This window comes from Streptomyces hokutonensis (genome assembly GCF_042751305.1).
In the GTDB taxonomy this organism is placed as follows: Bacteria; Actinomycetota; Actinomycetes; order Streptomycetales; family Streptomycetaceae; genus Streptomyces; species Streptomyces hokutonensis_A.
In genome coordinates this window covers 95,620-111,814 of sequence record NZ_JBHYWD010000005.1, presented here as the reverse complement: position 1 = coordinate 111,814, position 16,195 = coordinate 95,620, and the positions used below count along the sequence as shown (strand labels likewise).

The following is a 16,195-nucleotide window of genomic DNA, read 5'->3' as shown; positions in this document are numbered from 1 at the left end:
CCCCGCGCGCGGGGGGCGCCCCCCCCCCCCGCGCGGGCGGGGGGGGGGGGGGGGGGGGGGGGGGCGCGGGGGGCGGGCGGGGGGGGGGGGCCCCCCCCCGCCGATGCCCATGTAGGCGGGGACGGGCGCGGGGGCGGCACTCGCGGGGAGGGAGAAGCCTGCCAGGAGGGCTGCCGTGAGGGCGCAGGCGAGGGCGAGGTGGCGCAGGCGGATCGGGCCGGATCTGTGCACGGGCATGGCGTGCCTCCGAGTGGGGGAAGGACGTGCGGTGTGCGTGGCGTGCGCATGCCATCAAGAGTCTGGTGACGACGCTACGCATCCGCTGGGCCGGCTGGGAAGGGGGTCCGGACGATGCCTATGGTCCAGCCCTGCGAAATACTGGCGGAGCTGCGGTGATGACGGGGTCCGGCGGAAACTTTCACGATCGGGAAAGCAGAACATGGGTGCTGACGTGCACAAGGACGAGGACAGAAGCGACAGCGGGATTCCGGATCCCGATCCCGAATATCTGTCCCTGGAACGCGAGTTGACGTTCCTGCTTCGGCGGGCCCGGGCCAACCAGGGCGAGATGGCCCGTGAGGTCCACCCCGACCTGGAGTCCGCCGCGTACGGTCTGCTGGTCCGGCTGGACGAGTACGGGCGGCAGCGGGCCACCGAGCTCGCCGCCTACATCGGCGTCGGCAAGGCCACCATGTCCCGCCAGCTGCGCGCCCTGGAGGAGCTGGGCCTGATCTCCCGCGAGCCCGACCCGGCGGACGGCCGCGCCTGGCTGGTCGACCTCACCGACGAGGGCCGGCGCCGCGTCGCACACGTCCGCGAGGCCCGGCGGGCCCGCTACGTCAGCCAGCTCTCCCACTGGGACCGCCGCGAGGTCGCCGAACTCGCCCGCCTGCTCCACCAGTTGAACGGCGTCATGGAGAAGTGAGCCCCAGGCGGAAGTACCCCGGGCGGAAGTACCCCAAGCGGAAGTAGCGGCTCACAGCTCGACGTACACGACCGTCGCGTCGTCGTGCGTCTTGCTCCGGCCCAGATACGTCCGTGTCTCCGCGTCGGCCCGCTCCAGCGCCCGCACCCGGTTCACCAGCTCCGCCGCGCCCTCCTTCCGGACGAGGGCGAGGCACTGTGCCCAGTCGCCCTTGCCGAACTTCTCCACCCACCTCGTCGCCCCGTCCGTCAGGGCGGCGAGGGCGCGGACCCCGGCGCGGGGGAGCGTGCCCGTCACCGCCCGTTCCGCGACCGAGGGATCGGCGGCGGCCGTGAAGAAGCCGCCCTCCTTGTTACGGAGCGTGGCGTCGATCAGCTCGTCCGTGGCGCGCGCGGCGCGCGGCAGACGCGAGAGGCGGTCGTCCAGTACGGCGGTCACCTCGCCGGCCGGGGAGTCGACGAGCAGGGCGGAGTCCGAAAGGACCAGATATTCGATCTCCTCCGGGGACCAGCGGGCCACCACCACGGTCGCCTGCGGGGTGCGCGGGTGAGAAAGGTCACAGGTGGTGGAGTGGGCCTCGGATGTTCGGAGGATCGCCCGGGAGAGAATCTCCGCCAGAGTCAGATCCCGGCAGGAAACGGTCAGTTCGGTCAGCGCGCCGCCCAGCCGCGCGGTGTACCAGGGGACCGGATGCAGACAGCCCGTCTCCCCCCTCGGCGGGGTCACTCCGTCCAGGACGATCAGCGAACCGCCCTGTCCCGAGGCCGGAAGGCCGACGCTCGCGAAGTCCTCGTCGGGGCGGTTCGGGTCACCGGGCTCCGACACAAGTTCCGTACGCATTCGGCCAGTCTGCACGACCTCTTCACAGGCCTCGCAGAACGTTGGCACTGGTTACCGAATCGGCGCAGCCCCGCAGGTCAGACGCCTGGTTTGGGGTGGAATGGATCACTCCGGGAATGCGTGGCGGCGAATCCTGCCAAAGCCCGCCGCCCACGTCCAACCGGCGTGGCCCGCAAGGCCGTAGAACGGGCCGCCGGAACTTGCCCGCCAACTCCCCAACGGGGTTCACTCCTTCGGGTGGCGGCCCGGACGATGCGCGACCGCTGCCCACCGGCACTGGGAGGGTCGCCGTACCGGGATGACGGAGCGTCACCCGGCCCCATGAGTATCACGAGTCAGGAATGCGAGCACCGGTGCAGAAAAAGCGGCCTCGGCGCACAGGCAAGCAGACGGCCCCCCAGGGGGGCGCCACCGGTGCCGTCACGCCCGATCCCGCGGGCAAGGGGCGCAGCACCCACGTCCGCAACCGGCTCATCGTCGCCGTGGCCGTGGTGGCCGCCGCCATTGCCGCGGCCGGTGTCCCCTCCCTCGTCACCGCCTCCGGCCAACTCCACGACTCCCAGGACCTGGTGACGCTCGCCGAGCAGACCCAGGACGCCCTGTCGCTGGCCCACTCGCTCGCCGACGAGCGGGACGAGGTCACCTCGTACATCGCCGCCGGGCGCCCCAAGTCCCAGGCCCCCGACGAGGATCGCAGCGCCCGCGTCGACCGGCAGGTCGACGAACTGCGCGCCGACACCGACATCTCGGCCGCGCTCCGCTCGGACCTCGACGACGTGGCCGCCGTACGACGGGCCGCGCTCACCGGCCAGAGCAGCGCGCTGGAGGCGCATGTCGCGTACTCCGGCGCCATCACCGAACTGCACCGGCTCGCCGAGCAGTTGGCGGAGCAGATGCCGCCGCGGGCCGGCTCCGGCGCCTACGCGCTCGCCGAACTCGACACCGCCGTCCAGCAGGCCGCCGCCGCCCGCGGACTGCTGCTGGCCGCGCTGAACGTGCCGACCAGTACCAAGACGGTCATCAGCGCCATCACCGGCCTCCCCGTCACCGAGACCAGCTCGACGGCCGCCCAGACCAAGCAGCGGGACGCCCTCAGCGCCGCCGCCCAGCAGGCCCGGCTGCGCTCCGACGCCGCCCTCGCCGACTTCCGCGAGACCGGGACGAAGGCGGCCGTGGCGGGCTACGACTCCACGGTCACCGGACCCGAGGTCAACACCGCCGAGAAGTACCTCGCCTCCCTCACCGACCAACCCACGCTGTCCGACAGCGAGTTGGACACCAGCACCAAGAAGCTGGACGCGGCGCTCTCCGCCCGGGTCGACCTGATGCGCGGCGAGGAGTCCGCCCTCTACGAGCACCGCTCCAAGGACCTCGCCCAGCTGCGCGACGACGACGTCAAGGCGCTGGAGCTGCGCGTAGCGATCCTCGGCGCCCTCATGCTGCTGGCCGTCGGCATCGCCACCGCCATGGCCCGCACCCTCACCCGCCCGCTGTCGGTGCTGCGCCGGGGCTCGGCACGGCTGGCCGGCGCCGAGGACCCCGCGGCCGAGGAAGCCATCAAGTTCACCGGCCGCAACGACGAGTTCGCCCAGGTCGTCCGCTCGGTCAACTCCCTGCACGCGCACGCCGTCGCCCTCCACGAGCGCATCGCCACCCTGGAGGCCGACCGCAAGCACCTGGTCGGCCAGCGCCAGCGGATGGCCGACGCCCGCGAGGAACTCCGGGCCGAAGTCACCGACTCCAGCGAGCAGTTGGAGCGCCTGCGCACCAGCATCGGCGGCACCTTCGTCAACCTCGCACTGCGCACCCTCGGCCTGGTCGAGCGCCAACTCGCCGTCATCGAGGGCCTGGAGGAGCGCGAGCAGGACCCCGACCGCCTCTCCACCCTCTTCAAGCTCGACCACTTCGCCACGGTCATGCGCCGGCACAGCGAGAACCTCCTCGTCCTCGCCGGCACCGAACACGTCCAGCAGCACGCGGGCCCGGTCCCGCTCGTCGACGTCGTCCGCGCGGCCGTCAGCGAGATCGAACGCTACGAACGCGTCCGTATCTCGGCACTCCCGCCACACGCGCACGTGGCGGGCTTCGCGGCGGACGACCTGAGCCACCTGCTCGCCGAACTCATGGAGAACGCCAGCTCGTTCTCCCCGCCGGACGCCCCCGTCGAGATCTCCGGCTGGCTCCTGGAGAACGGCGAGGTCATGCTCTCCGTCCAGGACGAGGGCATCGGCATGACCGACGACCGCATGACCCGCCTCAACACCCGCCTCACCGAGTTCGACCCGGACTCCCCCTACGACCAGGAGGGCGAGGAGGGCCTCGGCCTCGGTCTGTACGTCGTGGCCCGCCTGGCCCACCGCCACGGCGTCCGCGTCCAGCTCCGCGACCAGAAGCAGGGCGGCATCGCGGCGGTCGTCGTCCTGCCCGGCCCCCTCCTCGCGGCGGCCCCCATGACGGCCGTACCGACGTCCTCACCGGCGGCCGGTACCACCCACTCCTACTCCCTCCCGGGCGCCGCGGCCGAGGCCAACTCCAACGTCCTGCACGCCCGCCCGAAGCCGGACGAGGACCCGCTGGTCGCCCTCGCGGAGAAGGCGGTACGGGAGACCCCGGCCGAGACGACGATGGAACTCCTGCTGCCGCAGGCGACGGAGGACCCGTCGGCCGCCGACGGCGAGGCCGCCCCACAGGGGCCACCCGCAACCGACAACGAAAGCCGCACGGGCGGTGCGGGTGGGAGCGAAAACAAGGCCGACGGCGAAGCCGAGGCCGAGCACACACGTGCCGACGAGGACCCCGTCACAGCCAAGGGCCTCCCCAAGCGCACCCCGAAGATCACCCAGCCCGCACAGGCCCCGCGCCGGCGGACCGGCACCGTAGACGCCGAAGCCCTGCGCCGCAGACTCGGCGGCTTCCGCGCCGGAGCCTCCGCCGGCTACCGCGACGTAGAAGCGGAGATCGCCGAACGGACCGGCCAGAACCCGGTCCCGGCACCGCGCGGCGCGAACGCACCATCCGAAGAAGCCACGGGGGGCACCGTCGAGGAGGCAAGCAGTTGACCGCGCCCAGTACCTTCGGCCTGAGCAGTGAAGCCCGCAACCTGCACTGGCTGCTGAGCAACCTCGTCGAGGAGGTGTCCGGCATCCAGTCGGTCGCGGTCGTCTCCTCCGACGGCCTGCTGCTCCTCTCCTCCGACCCGCACAGAAACGATCAGGCCAGAGAGGCCCTGGAAACCAGGCGCACGGGACCGCGAGGCTCTGCGGCGGACCTGGCCACCATCGTCTCCGGCATCGGCAGCCTCACCATCGGCGCCGCCAAGCTGATGGACTCCGGCCCGGTGAAGCACACCATGGTCGCGATGGAGGAGGGCAGCCTGTTCGTGATGTCGATCAGCGACGGTTCGCTGCTCGGTGTGCACGGCTCCGCGGACTGCGACATGAGCGTCGTGTCGTACCACATGGCGCTCTTCGTCGGCCGCGCCGGCCATGTGCTGACCCCCGAACTCCGCAGCGAACTGCGGAAGTCCCTCGAAGACGCGTCCGCGGAGAGTGCCCGATGACCGGCGGCCGCAGGGGCAGTACGCCGAACAGGCTTCCCGTGCGCGGCGGCGACCGCAAGCCCGCCCGGGTGCGCCCCTACTCGCTCACCGGCGGCCGTACCCGCTTCGGTCATGTCCTTCTGGTGGAGACCTTCGTGGCGGCGCTCGAAGCCCCGGAGGAACGCAAGGAGTTGGCGAACGGTTCGCTCAACACCCGGGTCATGCCGGAGATGCGCGCCATCGTCGAACTCTGCCGCCGTATGCGCACGGTGGCCGAGATCGCCGCGCTGCTGAAGATGCCGCTCGGCGTGGTCCGCGTGCTCCTGAGCGATCTCGCGGACCAGGGAAAGATCCGTGTGTACGGAACCGGGACCGGCCACGGCCCGGGCCGTCCTGACCGCGCTCTGCTGGAAAGGGTGCTGAGTGGACTCCGTCGTCTCTGACGCCGCCGCCTACGGCGTCTCCCCGCTCCTCGACGACGAGGAGCAGCCGCGGGCCTGGCAGTTGGACCGCACCCGCGCACCGGTCGCCACGAAGATCGTGGTGGCCGGTGGTTTCGGCGCCGGCAAGACCACCATGGTCGGCGCCGTCTCCGAGATCCAGCCCCTCCAGACGGAGGCGCTGATGACCGAGGCCAGTGAGGACACCGACGACCTCACGGGCACCCCGGAGAAGACGACCACCACGGTCGCCATGGACTACGGCCGCCTCACCCTCGACGACGACCTGGTGCTCTACCTGTTCGGAACGCCGGGCCAGCAGCGGTTCTGGTTCATGTGGGACGACCTGGTGCGCGGCGCGATAGGCGCCGTCGTCCTTGCCGACACCCGCCGCCTCAAGGACTGCTTCCCCGCGCTGGACTACTTCGAGAGCTGCGGTCTGCCGTACGTCGTCGCGGTCAACCACTTCGACGGCAGCGAGCGGTTCGACCCCGAGGATGTGCGGGAGGCATTGACGATCCCCGCGCACATACCTGTAATGATCATGGATGCGCGGCGGCGGATTTCGGCCATCGAGACCCTGCTCGCGCTCGTCGCCCACACGCTGGACGTCACCCCCGAGTAGCCCCCGAGCAGTCCTCGATCAGTCGCGACCAAGGAGCCACCACCCGCATGCGGAAGATACTCGTCGTCGGAGCCGGCCAGTCCGGGCTCCAACTCGCCCTCGGACTCCAGTCGCACGGGTACGAGGTCACCCTGATGTCCAACCGGACGGCGGACGAGATCCGTTCCGGGCGGGTCATGTCGACGCAGTGCATGTTCACCACGGCACTGCGGCACGAGCGCGATCTCCAGCTGAACTTCTGGGAGTCCCAGGCCCCGAAGATCGAAGGACTCGGCGTCTCGGTCGCCGCCCCCGGCTCGCACGACCCGGGGCCGACACAGCGCGCGATCGACTGGGTGGGCAAGCTCGACGGGTACGCGCAGTCGGTCGACCAGCGGGTCAAGATGGCCGGCTGGATGGAGACCTTCGCCCAGCGCGGCGGCCAACTGGTCATCCACGGCGCGGCGGTCGGCGACCTCGACTACTTCTCCCGCACCTACGACCTCGTCCTCGTCTCGGCCGGCAAGGGCGAGCTGGTGTCGATGTTCGCCCGCGACCCGGAGCGCTCCCCGTACACCGAGCCGCAGCGCGCGCTCGCGGTCTCCTACGTCCACGGTCTGGGCCCGCGTCCGGAGCACCCGGACTACGACGCCGTCCGCTGCAACCTGGTGCCCGGCGTCGGCGAGTTGTTCGTCATGCCGACGCTCACGACCTCCGGCCGCGCCGACATACTCTTCTGGGAAGGCATACCCGGCGGCCCCCTCGACGTCTTCAACGGAGTCAAGGACCCGGGCGAGCACCTCTCCCTGACCCTGGAACTCATGGAGAAGTTCACGCCCTGGGAGTACGAGCGGGCGCGCGATGTCGAACTGACCGATGCGGGTGGGACGTTGGCGGGCCGTTACGCGCCCACCGTCCGTAACCCGATCGGTCGGCTGCCGGGTGGTGGCCTGGTTCTCGGTGTCGCCGACGTCGTCGTCGCCAACGACCCGATCACCGGGCAGGGCTCCAACTCCGCGGCCAAGTGCGCCGCTTCGTATCTCGCGTCGATCCTCGAACACGGGGAGAAGGAGTTCGACGGGGACTGGATGTCTGCGACGTTCGAGCGGTACTGGGAGACCGCGCGGCACGTGACGAAGTGGACCAACGCGATGCTGTCTCCGCCGCCGGAGCACATCCTCAACCTCATTGGTGCGGCTGGGCAGTTGCCGCCGGTGGCGGATCGGTTCGCCAACGGCTTCGACGACCCGGCTGATTTTGAGAACTTCTTCTATGACCCGGAGAAGACGGGGGCGTACCTGGCTTCTGTGACGGCCTAGGCTGCGGGTTTCGTCGTGGCTGGTCGCGCAGTTCCCCGCGCCCCTTCAGGGCGCTCGTCCGGGCGTACCGCTCCGAGGATGGGGTAGGACGCCACAGGTGACACCTGGACCTTCTCGCCCGTGCGCGGGGCCTGGACGATCTTTCCGTCGCCCAGGTACATCGCCACGTGCGTGGCCTCCGGGAAGTAGATGATCAGGTCGCCGGGGCGTAGTTCGTCGAGCGGGATTCTCGGCAGCTCTGCCCACTGCTCTTCACTCGTCCTCGGGATCGTGGTGCCCGCGTGACCCCACGCCTCGGACGTCAGGCCCGAGCAGTCGTACGTCCTCGGGCCCTCCGCTCCCCACTCGTACGGCTTGCCGATCTGTTGGACGGCGTAGCGCAACGCCCGGTCTCCCGCGCGTGAGGGCTCGCGGTTGTCGTCGCCCAACGCACCTGAAGTGACCAGTTTCTGCTGGGCCTTGTCGACGTCGGTCTTCTCGAAGGCGGCGAGGGCGGTGAGTTGGTCGGGGGTGAGGGAGGCGATGAGCTTCTCGACGTCGGCCAGACGCTTGCGTACGTCGTCGCGGTCCTTCATCTGGCGCGCGGCCAGGGTGAGTTGGGTGTCGAGGGCCTTGCGGGCCGCGCGGGCCAGGTCGTCGCTCTTCTTCTCGTTGCCGAGCAGTCGGCCCACCGTGTCGGCCCGCTCGCGCGCCAACTGGCCGATGACATGGCCCTCGTCGAGCGCGTGCTGCGGGTCATGGGCGAGGAGGAGGCGGACGTAGGGGGAGAGGGCGGTGCTGTTCTGGTACTGCTCGCGGGCCAGCCGGCCGGCGGCGCCGCGGCTGTCGTGGAGGGTGAGACGGGCGCGGGCGAGTTCGGAGTCCAGGCGGTCGACCTCGGCGTGCTGCTTCTTCAGCTTCTCCTCGGTGGCGTTGTACGTCTCCGTGGCCTGCTCGGCGTCCCGGTACAGCGTCTGAAGGTCCGTCAGCAACTCGGCCACGGGCCGCTGTCCGGGTGCCTGCGGATCGGGTACGGCCGCGGCGGGCAGCGGTGCGAGGACGGTGCCGGCCGCCACCGCCGCCGTACAGACCAGACGCAGAAGCCTTCCTGACACGTCATCACCTCCGGTGCGCGGCGGCCCTTCCGCCCCGCATCGTGAGCATCAGACGGGGGCGCCGGGTCCGCGCGCCGGGTGTGCGCGGTTCGGCGCAACCTGGTCACCCGTGGGTGTCGTCCGGCTTGCCGCCCGGCGTGGCGTCTGGTGCGGCGTCCGGTTTGGACCAGGGCCAGCGCAGGCCGCTGCCGCGCTTCCCCTGCGGGTCGTACTCGTACTTCCAGCCCTTGGGGAGCCCGAGCCGCTTGCTGTGTGCCCTGGGCACCCGGCGGTAGACGAGAACCGTGGGCGGGCCGCCGGCGTCGTCGGGGACCGGGATGCGGTAGGTCTTCGGCGGGTTCCCGGTGGGTCCGACCAGCACCGGCAGGGACCGCCCGTCCATCGGGCCGCCCTCGAACGGGGTCTCTTCGCTCTTCACGCCACCAGTGTCAGCCATCCGTCGCGAGGGCCCGGACAAGCCCGGCGGTCTGCGGGTCCCGGCGGGCCGTCACCGACAGCACCGCCGCGAACTGCTCGACCAGCCAGTCCCGCAGTTCGTCGGCGGGCGGCTGCTTGTCCTCGTCGAGCCAGATGAGGGAGGCCGCCTCTACGGCCGTGATCCACATCCGTACGGTCATCCGCAGCCGCGGGCCCGGTTCGGCGACGCCGAGATGGCTGAGGATGTGCACGGCGGCGGCCCGGCGGACGCCGTCCACAATGGCCGTCGTACGGGATGTCTCCACGACGCTCCCGCCCTGGAGCAGGGCGCTGAAGCCGGCGTCGTGCTGGTCGACGAAGCCGAGGTAGCGGTCGAGGGCGCGGGCGAGACGGGGGAGGAGCGGGCCCTCGCGCGGTTCGTCGAAGCACTGCTGGAGTTCCTCGGCGGCGGAGCGGAGGGCTGCTTCGTAGAGCTGCTGCTTGCCGCCGGGGAAGTACCGGTACACCAGGGGCCGGGAGACGCCGGCCGCCTCCGCCACGTCGTCGAGGGACACCTCTTCGGGGGCGCGGTGCGCGAAGAGGGTGAGGGCGGCTTCGAGGAGCTGGCTCCGGCGCTCCTCGACATTGAGACGGCGGTAGGCGGGCGCGGCAGGGGGCATGGGTGCAGGGTAGTCGGGCGGGTGCGGGTGCGTCGTGGCTGGTCGCGCCCACGCGGCGGAGCCGCAAATCGATACAGCCCCGCGCCCCTGAAGGCCGGATCAGTCAAGGCGCTTGTAGGGGCGCGGGGAACTGCGCGACCAGCCCCCACCGGCTTGCACTACGACCTCAAGCCAGTAGCCCCGAAGCCTTCCACAACCTCCGCCCAACCCCCCTCAGCACCCCGATGTCGTCCAAGAAGTCCGTCAACTTCTTCGACCCGCTCTGCATGACCTCCCGCCGATGCCCACTCGCCCGCACCTGAGCCACGGCCTCCCGCTGATCGAGCCCCACGTTCGTGTACACCTCGGGATTGATGAAGGCGATCGAGAAGATCCGCGCGAACTCACCCGACGTGACCCGCGTGAACTCCTGCGACCACCGGGGCGCGGTGACCATCTGACGCCTCAACTCCTCCCGGGCGTAACGGACATGACGCGCCTCCTCCACCACATGGATCCGCGTCACGCCCCGCACCAACGGCTGCACCCGCTCGTCCGGAAACGTCAACCTCTGCATCCAGTCGAGGACTTCCTCCCCGAGCAGCGTCGCGGTGAAGGAACCGGGCGTGGTGGAGACCGTCTTGAACAGCCGCCCCAGGTTCTGGTGGGCCCGGCTCACCGGATACCAGGGCGCGTCCCCGCGGGAGATCAGCCGCGCGAACATCTTCGAGTGCCGGCACTCGTCCTCGATCTCGGTGAGCGCGTAGCGCACATGCGCACTCGTCGCCGCCTTGTCGTAGATGTGCCGGACGAGCAGCTGCATCAGGATCAGCTCGAACCAGATGCCGAGCGAGGCGAGTGCCGCGGCCTCGTGCTGGGAGAGCAGGATCCGCTGTTCCTCGCTCATCCGCCGCCACAGCGGGGTGTCGTAGAGCGAGACCAGTTCCGGCGGCCAGAACCACTTGCCGTCCTCGAAGGGCGCGTCCCAGTCGAGTTCCCTGTCGGGGTCGAAGGAGTGCTTCGCGGAGGAGGCGAGCAGCCGTTCGGCCACCTGCTCGCGGTCCTTGAGCAGGCCGAGCGCGTCGCGCAGCCCGTCGACCGCGTCGGCTTCGGTCAGGGTCGTCATGGTTCTCCCACCTCGCGGATCAGTGCGTGTTACCCGGGGTCACATCCTCCGAAGTCTTATGAGACTGCTTGTCAGCAAGCTCGTCAATCCCTCTGTTCGCAAGTTCTGCATATTCCGCATGTACGGTGCTGTCGTGTCCATGCCTCCACCGCCGCAGCAGCCCTCGTATCCCCAACAGCCGTACCCGCAGCAGTACCCCCAGCCGTACCCGCAACAGGCGTACCCCCCGCAGCAGTTCGGACCGCCGCAGCCGCCGTACGGTCAACAGCCCTACGGCTGGGGCGCCCCTCCGCCCGCCTTCCCGCCGCCCTCGAAGAAGCGCGGGCTCGGGTTCGTGCTGGGGATCGTCGGTGGGGCGCTCGGTGTGGCGGTGGTGATCTTCATGGCCGTCGTGCTGACGGTCGGCAGCCAGTCCGCCACCGGGTTTCCCGAGGCGAACTTCGTGCTGACGCTGCCCAAGACGCTGGTCGACGGCCGCTTCGAGCTCGCCGACGACCTCTCCGGCACCGAGGGGCAGAAGATCGAGCAGGAGGCGGACGGCGCCTGGGACGCCGAGGACACCGTGGGTGTCGTCGGCACCTACGCCCTGAACGGCGACGCGACCAAGGGCACGCTCGTCCTGTCGGGGATGTACGGCCGCTTCAAGAACGAGGACGAGGCTCGCGCGGGCATGCTGAAGGGCGCCGGCGAGGCCACCGGGGTGACCGTGGCCGTACCGCGCAAGGACTTCGCCGAGGGCGGGGTCACGGTCTCCTGCGAGGTACTCAGCCAGAAGAAGCTCGGCGCCACCGTCACCTATCCCACCTGTGCCTGGGCCGACGGCAACACCGCCGCCGCCGTCGCCTGGACCACGGCGGCGACCCTCACCCAGGACCCCTCCGACGTCGACCTGGCCCTCTCCGCGAAGATGACCCTCCAGGTCCGCTCGGAGACCAGGAAGGCCAAGTGACGCCGGCCCGCCGAAGTTTGGAGGGGCTCGCCCTCGGCGACGCGTTCGGCGAGCGCTGGTTCCCGCTCTTCCGCGAACCCCGTCAGGCCTACGACGAGGTCCGCGCCCGGCGCACCCCGGAGGAACCGGAGTGGCACTGGACGGACGACACGGCGATGGCCCTCGGCATCCTCCGGGTGCTCGACGAGCACGGCGAGATCCGACAGGAGCCCCTCGCCCGGGCGTTCGCGCTCGGCTACGACGTCGATCCGGCCCGGGGGTACGGCCACGGCATGCACCAGTTGCTGCCCCTGCTGCTCCAGGAGCCGCACCGCTGGCGGGAGTTGGCGCGTGAGCTGTTCGACGGCCAGGGCAGCCTCGGCAACGGTGCCGCGATGCGTGCCGCTCCGCTGGGTGCGTGGTTCCACGACGATCTCGACCGCGTCGTCGAGCAGGCGATCCTGTCCGCCGAGGTCACCCACGCCCACCCGGAGGGCATCGCCGGCGCGGTCGCCGTGGCCGTCGCCGCCGCGTTCTCCGTACGGCGGGAGCTGACCCTGGAGGCGGTGGCGGCGCGGACGCCCGAAAGTGCCGTGAGGGAAGGGCTGTTGCGGGCGGTCGACGTGCCGTTCGCCACCGAGCCGTGGCGGGCCTCCGACCTCCTCGGCAACGGTCAGCGCATCCGCGCCGACGACACCGTCCCCTTCGCCGTCTGGTCGGCCGCCCGGCACCCGGACGATCTGACCTCCGCCCTGTGGACCACCGCGGAGGGTTTCGGTGACGTCGACACGACCTGTGCCATCACCGGCGGCATCGTGGCCGCCCGGACGGGGCTCGACGGCGTGCCGCAGGACTGGCTGCGCCGCCGCGAGCCCCTGCCGGGTACCGGGAACTAGACGGAACAGCCCAGCCCCTCCGGGATGTTGACCGGTCCCGTCGGGTCGGCTCCCTGGGGCGGGAACGACGTGCGCAGGGTGAAGGCGTACGGGGTCGGGCCGTGGGCGCGGAGGTGGAGGAGGCGTTCCTCGGCCTCCGCGACCGTGGGGCGGTGGCCCCTCGGGACCCACCACAGGGTTGCCATCGCCTCCCGCATGCGTTCGAACCATTCGCGGCGGCGGGCCAGCAACTCCCGGTGCCGGCCCTGGTACATGAACGCGGTCAGGGCGTTCGTGTCGCGCCACACGGACATGTTGATGATCAGCCAGTCGTCGCCGAGGACGGGGACGTCGGTGGCGTTGCCGGAGTCGGACTGGAGGCGCCACACGAAGCCCTCGGCCGCGTCGGCGACGGCGTTGACGGGGTCGAGGGCGTCCACGAAGTCCTTCAACTCCGGGGAGTCCATGGGGAATTGGAGTCGGCCGATGTTGACCTGGGCGAGTTCGTAGGCGGGTGCTGTCGACGGCTCAGTCATGAACCGAACGATAGGTCGGGCGTCCGTGCCGTGACACCCCCCGTCTCACAGGCCGAGCACCGCCTCCATCACCGCCTTCGCGATCGGTGCCGCGTCCCCGCCCCCGCTGATGTCCGAGCGGTCGGCAGACGCGTCCTCCACCACCACCGCGACCGCCACCTTCGGCTCCATGTCCCGCTCGCCCTGCGCCCAGGACACGAACCAGGCATACGGCGTACCGGAGTTGCCGATGCCGTGCTGCGCGGTGCCGGTCTTGCCGCCGACCGTGGCGCCGGGGATGGCCGCGTTCGTGCCGGTGCCTTCCGTGACCACGTCTTCCATGAGTTCCCTCATCTGTACGGCTGTTGCGGGGTGCATGGCCTGACGGACCGGGCGGGACGATCCGGCCGTCGACACCGTCTCGCCGCCCTTCCGCGTCGTGCGCTCCACCAGGTAAGGCTGCCGCACCTGCCCCCCGTTCGCGACCGCCGCCGCGACCATCGCCATCTGCAACGGCGTGGCCCGCGTGTTGTACTGGCCGATCGACGACAGCGCCAACTGGGCCTTGTCCACCGAGGTGTCGAAGGTGCTGGGGGAGACCGCGAACGGGATCCGCACACCGGTGTCGTTGAAGCCGAACGCCTCCGCCGTGCCGCTCATGTTCCGCACACCGGTATCCACGCCCAGCTTCGCGAACACCGTGTTGCACGACCACTCGAAGGCGGAGCGCAGCGGCGCGTCCGCGCAGCCGTCACCCTCGTTCGTGAGGGTCGTCGAGGTGCCGGGGAGGGTGAACGGGTCGGGTGACTTCGTCGCCGCGTCCAGGTCCGTCACCACCCCCGCGTCCAGCGCCGCCGCCGCGGTGACCACCTTGAACGTCGAACCCGGCGGATAGGTCTGCCGTACCGCCCGGTTGAGCATCGGCTTGTCCGGGTCGGCGTTCAGCCGGGCCCAACTGCGGTTCGCGGTACGGCCGTTGCCCGAGAGCGCGCCAGGGTCGTAGGACGGGGTGGAGACCAGGGCGAGGATGCGGCCGGTGGAGGGTTCGATCGCGGCGACCGCGCCCGTGCGGGTGCCGAGTCCGTCGTAAGCCGCCTTCTGCGCGGCCGGGTCGAGGGTGGTGACGACGTTGCCGCCGGGGTTCTGCGCGCGGGTGAGGTCGTTCCACAGGGGGAACGGCGAGAGCATCTCGTCGGTGCCGGAGAGGATGGCGTCCTCGGAGTGCTCCAGGAACGTCGTGCCGTACTCCTGCGAGGCGAAGCCGGTGACGGGGGCGTACAACGGGCCGTCCTTGTACGTCCGTTCGTAGCGGAGCTGCTCGCCGGAGTCCCGGGAGCCGGTGATCGGCCGGCCGCCGACGAGGATGGCGCCGCGCGGCTGGTCGTAACGGGCGATGGTCTGGCGGCGGTTGGCGGGATTGTCGTCGTAGGGCCGGGACCGGAAGACCTGGATGCGGGTGGCGTTCACCAGCAGGGCGAGCAGGAGCAGGGTGCAGAAGGCCGCCGCGAGGCGGATGTGCCGGGTCATGGCGTCGGTCACGCCGCCACCTCGATGTCGTAGTCGGACTGGCGGCGGGCCGAGTCGCTGACCCGGATCAGCAGGGCCACGATCGCCCAGTTGGTGACGACCGAGGAGCCGCCCTGGGCGAGGAACGGCATCGCCATGCCGGTCAGCGGGATCAGCCCGGTCACCCCGCCCGCGATCACGAACACCTGGAGCGCGACGATCGAGGCGAGGCCGACCGCGAGCAGCCGGCCGAAGGGGTCGCGCAGCGCGAGGCCCGCACGGTAGCCGCGCTCCACGAGCAGGCCGTAGAGGATGAAGATCGCGGAGAGGCCGGCCAGGCCCAGTTCCTCGCCCGCGGTGGCCAGGATGAAGTCCGACTTCGCGGCGAAGCCGATGAGGATCGAGTGGCCGAGGCCGAGGCCCGTGCCGAGGATGCCGCCGGCCGCGAACGCGAAGAGGGACTGGGCGAGTTGGTTGGGTCCCTGGCCCGCGTCGATCGACGCGAAGGGGTGCAGCCAGTCGAGGACGCGGCTGTGGACATGCGGTTCGAGGCGGCCGACCGCGACCGCTCCGAGGGCCGCGAGCAGCAGGCCGACCGCGATCCAGCCGGTGCGGCCGGTGGCCACGTAGAGGAGGGTCACGAACAGGCCGAAGAAGAGGAGCGAGGTGCCCAGGTCGCGTTCCAGGATCAGGACGCCGACACTGATCAGCCAGATCGCGACGATCGGGCCGAGGACGCGGCCGGTGGGGAGCTGGAGGCGCCAGACGCGGCGGCCGGCGTAGGCGAGCGCGTTGCGGTTGGCCGCCAGATACGCGGCGAAGAAGATCGCGAGCAGCACCTTCGCGAACTCGCCCGGCTGGATGGAGAATCCGGCGATCCGGATCCAGATCCGGGCGCCGTTCACGGCCGGGAAGAGGACCGGGAGGGTGAGGAGGACGAGCGCGGCCGCCACGCACACATACGCGTAGCGCTGGAGCACGCGGTGGTCCCGGAGAGCGACGACCACGACGGTGAAGAGGGTCACGCCCAGGGTGGACCACACGAGTTGGGTGGGGGCCGCCCGGTCGCCCGGGGTCTCCAGGTCGAGCCGGTAGATCAGGACCAGGCCGAGGCCGTTGAGGAGTACCCCGATCGGGAGCAGGAGCGGGTCGGCGTACGGAGCCCGCAGCCGCACCGCCACATGCGCCAGCAGGGCGAGCACGCCGAGCCCGGCGCCGTAGCCGGCGGCGCCGGGCGGGACCGTGCCGTTCCTGGCCAGACCGACAGCGCAGTAGCCGTACACCGAGAGGAGTACGGCTACGACGATGAGGGTGAGTTCGATGCCACGGCGCCGGGGGAGGCGTACAGCGGGTGTGGGAAGGTCCGCTGTGACGGTGGTTCCGGCGTTGGTCATGTCCGGAACTTACCCAAATGGGACGGGTTGTGTGCC

16 protein-coding genes are annotated in these 16,195 nt (G+C 70.8%); 8 read left to right on the top strand and 8 right to left on the bottom strand.

Annotation, left to right across the window (positions count from 1 at the left end; genetic code table 11):
- Nucleotides 1-439: 439 nt before the first annotated feature.
- Nucleotides 440-925 carry a MarR family winged helix-turn-helix transcriptional regulator gene (locus tag ACFXC1_RS15375; RefSeq protein WP_381242869.1) on the top strand — a complete coding sequence of 162 codons (486 nt, stop codon included), beginning with the start codon at nucleotides 440-442 and terminating at the stop codon, nucleotides 923-925.
- 51 nt (nucleotides 926-976) lie between these two features.
- On the opposite strand, the gene ACFXC1_RS15370 is transcribed toward ACFXC1_RS15375, so the two are convergent.
- Nucleotides 977-1,765 carry a hypothetical protein gene (locus ACFXC1_RS15370; protein ID WP_381242867.1) on the bottom strand — a complete coding sequence of 263 codons (789 nt, stop codon included), beginning with the start codon at nucleotides 1,763-1,765 and terminating at the stop codon, nucleotides 977-979.
- Between the two features lie 353 nt (nucleotides 1,766-2,118).
- Between ACFXC1_RS15370 and ACFXC1_RS15365 the strand changes: the two genes are divergently transcribed.
- The 5 genes from ACFXC1_RS15365 to ACFXC1_RS15345 are packed head-to-tail and all read left to right on the top strand — an operon-like array spanning nucleotide 2,119 to nucleotide 7,666.
- Nucleotides 2,119-4,824: a sensor histidine kinase gene (locus ACFXC1_RS15365; protein ID WP_381242865.1), complete on the top strand. Its 2,706-nt coding sequence runs from the start codon at nucleotides 2,119-2,121 to the stop codon at nucleotides 4,822-4,824.
- The gene (locus tag ACFXC1_RS15360) at nucleotides 4,821-5,324 is read left to right on the top strand and encodes a roadblock/LC7 domain-containing protein (RefSeq protein WP_381242863.1); all 504 of its coding nucleotides are present in this window, start codon (nucleotides 4,821-4,823) and stop codon (nucleotides 5,322-5,324) included. Before ACFXC1_RS15365 ends, ACFXC1_RS15360 begins: the two co-directional genes overlap by 4 nt.
- Nucleotides 5,321-5,746: a DUF742 domain-containing protein gene (locus ACFXC1_RS15355; RefSeq protein WP_381242861.1), complete on the top strand. Its 426-nt coding sequence runs from the start codon at nucleotides 5,321-5,323 to the stop codon at nucleotides 5,744-5,746. Before ACFXC1_RS15360 ends, ACFXC1_RS15355 begins: the two co-directional genes overlap by 4 nt.
- Nucleotides 5,727-6,368: a GTP-binding protein gene (locus ACFXC1_RS15350; RefSeq protein WP_381242859.1), complete on the top strand. Its 642-nt coding sequence runs from the start codon at nucleotides 5,727-5,729 to the stop codon at nucleotides 6,366-6,368. The genes ACFXC1_RS15355 and ACFXC1_RS15350 overlap by 20 nt, the downstream gene beginning before the upstream one ends.
- Before the next feature lie 47 nt (nucleotides 6,369-6,415).
- On the top strand, nucleotides 6,416-7,666 hold the full coding sequence (locus ACFXC1_RS15345) for a styrene monooxygenase/indole monooxygenase family protein (protein WP_381242857.1): 1,251 nt from the start codon (nucleotides 6,416-6,418) through the stop codon (nucleotides 7,664-7,666).
- Here ACFXC1_RS15345 and ACFXC1_RS15340 read toward each other — a convergent pair.
- From ACFXC1_RS15340 to ACFXC1_RS15325, 4 genes are all read right to left on the bottom strand, one after another.
- Complete coding sequence (locus ACFXC1_RS15340) at nucleotides 7,663-8,760, bottom strand: C40 family peptidase (RefSeq protein ID WP_381242855.1); 1,098 nt, start codon at nucleotides 8,758-8,760, stop codon at nucleotides 7,663-7,665. The genes ACFXC1_RS15345 and ACFXC1_RS15340 overlap by 4 nt on opposite strands.
- Before the next feature lie 103 nt (nucleotides 8,761-8,863).
- Complete coding sequence (locus ACFXC1_RS15335; RefSeq protein WP_381242853.1) at nucleotides 8,864-9,178, bottom strand: hypothetical protein; 315 nt, start codon at nucleotides 9,176-9,178, stop codon at nucleotides 8,864-8,866.
- Nucleotides 9,179-9,188: 10 nt separating this feature from the next.
- Entirely contained in the window at nucleotides 9,189-9,836 is a 648-nt protein-coding gene (locus tag ACFXC1_RS15330) for a TetR/AcrR family transcriptional regulator (RefSeq protein WP_381242851.1), read from the bottom strand.
- A gap of 166 nt (nucleotides 9,837-10,002) precedes the next feature.
- Nucleotides 10,003-10,941, bottom strand: a complete 939-nt coding sequence (locus ACFXC1_RS15325; RefSeq protein ID WP_381242849.1) for an AurF N-oxygenase family protein — start codon at nucleotides 10,939-10,941, stop codon at nucleotides 10,003-10,005.
- Nucleotides 10,942-11,080: 139 nt separating this feature from the next.
- Here ACFXC1_RS15325 and ACFXC1_RS15320 point away from each other — a divergent pair, with 139 nt between their 5' ends.
- On the top strand, nucleotides 11,081-11,890 hold the full coding sequence (locus ACFXC1_RS15320; protein ID WP_381243536.1) for a hypothetical protein: 810 nt from the start codon (nucleotides 11,081-11,083) through the stop codon (nucleotides 11,888-11,890).
- Nucleotides 11,887-12,765 carry an ADP-ribosylglycohydrolase family protein gene (locus ACFXC1_RS15315; RefSeq protein WP_381242847.1) on the top strand — a complete coding sequence of 293 codons (879 nt, stop codon included), beginning with the start codon at nucleotides 11,887-11,889 and terminating at the stop codon, nucleotides 12,763-12,765. Before ACFXC1_RS15320 ends, ACFXC1_RS15315 begins: the two co-directional genes overlap by 4 nt.
- On the opposite strand, the gene ACFXC1_RS15310 is transcribed toward ACFXC1_RS15315, so the two are convergent.
- Genes ACFXC1_RS15310 through ACFXC1_RS15300 form a run of 3 tightly spaced genes read right to left on the bottom strand, consistent with a single transcriptional unit; the run spans nucleotide 12,762 to nucleotide 16,159 of the window.
- Entirely contained in the window at nucleotides 12,762-13,280 is a 519-nt protein-coding gene (locus ACFXC1_RS15310; protein ID WP_381242845.1) for a DUF3291 domain-containing protein, read from the bottom strand. The two genes, ACFXC1_RS15315 and ACFXC1_RS15310, sit on opposite strands and share 4 nt — an antisense overlap.
- Nucleotides 13,281-13,325: 45 nt before the next feature.
- Nucleotides 13,326-14,786: a penicillin-binding transpeptidase domain-containing protein gene (locus ACFXC1_RS15305; protein ID WP_381243535.1), complete on the bottom strand. Its 1,461-nt coding sequence runs from the start codon at nucleotides 14,784-14,786 to the stop codon at nucleotides 13,326-13,328.
- Between the two features lie 8 nt (nucleotides 14,787-14,794).
- Nucleotides 14,795-16,159 carry an FtsW/RodA/SpoVE family cell cycle protein gene (locus ACFXC1_RS15300; protein WP_381242843.1) on the bottom strand — a complete coding sequence of 455 codons (1,365 nt, stop codon included), beginning with the start codon at nucleotides 16,157-16,159 and terminating at the stop codon, nucleotides 14,795-14,797.
- Nucleotides 16,160-16,195: the final 36 nt, after the last annotated feature.

Coding starts and splice junctions, on each gene's coding strand:
- ACFXC1_RS15370 (WP_381242867.1), bottom strand. CDS start 1,765: ATGCGTACGGAACTTGTGTCGGAGCCCGGTGACCCGAACCGCCCCGAC.
- ACFXC1_RS15345 (WP_381242857.1), top strand. CDS start 6,416: ATGCGGAAGATACTCGTCGTCGGAGCCGGCCAGTCCGGGCTCCAACTC.
- ACFXC1_RS15320 (WP_381243536.1), top strand. CDS start 11,081: ATGCCTCCACCGCCGCAGCAGCCCTCGTATCCCCAACAGCCGTACCCG.
- ACFXC1_RS15300 (WP_381242843.1), bottom strand. CDS start 16,159: ATGACCAACGCCGGAACCACCGTCACAGCGGACCTTCCCACACCCGCT.
- ACFXC1_RS15330 (WP_381242851.1), bottom strand. CDS start 9,836: ATGCCCCCTGCCGCGCCCGCCTACCGCCGTCTCAATGTCGAGGAGCGC.
- ACFXC1_RS15355 (WP_381242861.1), top strand. CDS start 5,321: ATGACCGGCGGCCGCAGGGGCAGTACGCCGAACAGGCTTCCCGTGCGC.
- ACFXC1_RS15305 (WP_381243535.1), bottom strand. CDS start 14,786: ATGACCCGGCACATCCGCCTCGCGGCGGCCTTCTGCACCCTGCTCCTG.
- ACFXC1_RS15310 (WP_381242845.1), bottom strand. CDS start 13,280: ATGACTGAGCCGTCGACAGCACCCGCCTACGAACTCGCCCAGGTCAAC.
- ACFXC1_RS15375 (WP_381242869.1), top strand. CDS start 440: ATGGGTGCTGACGTGCACAAGGACGAGGACAGAAGCGACAGCGGGATT.
- ACFXC1_RS15325 (WP_381242849.1), bottom strand. CDS start 10,941: ATGACGACCCTGACCGAAGCCGACGCGGTCGACGGGCTGCGCGACGCG.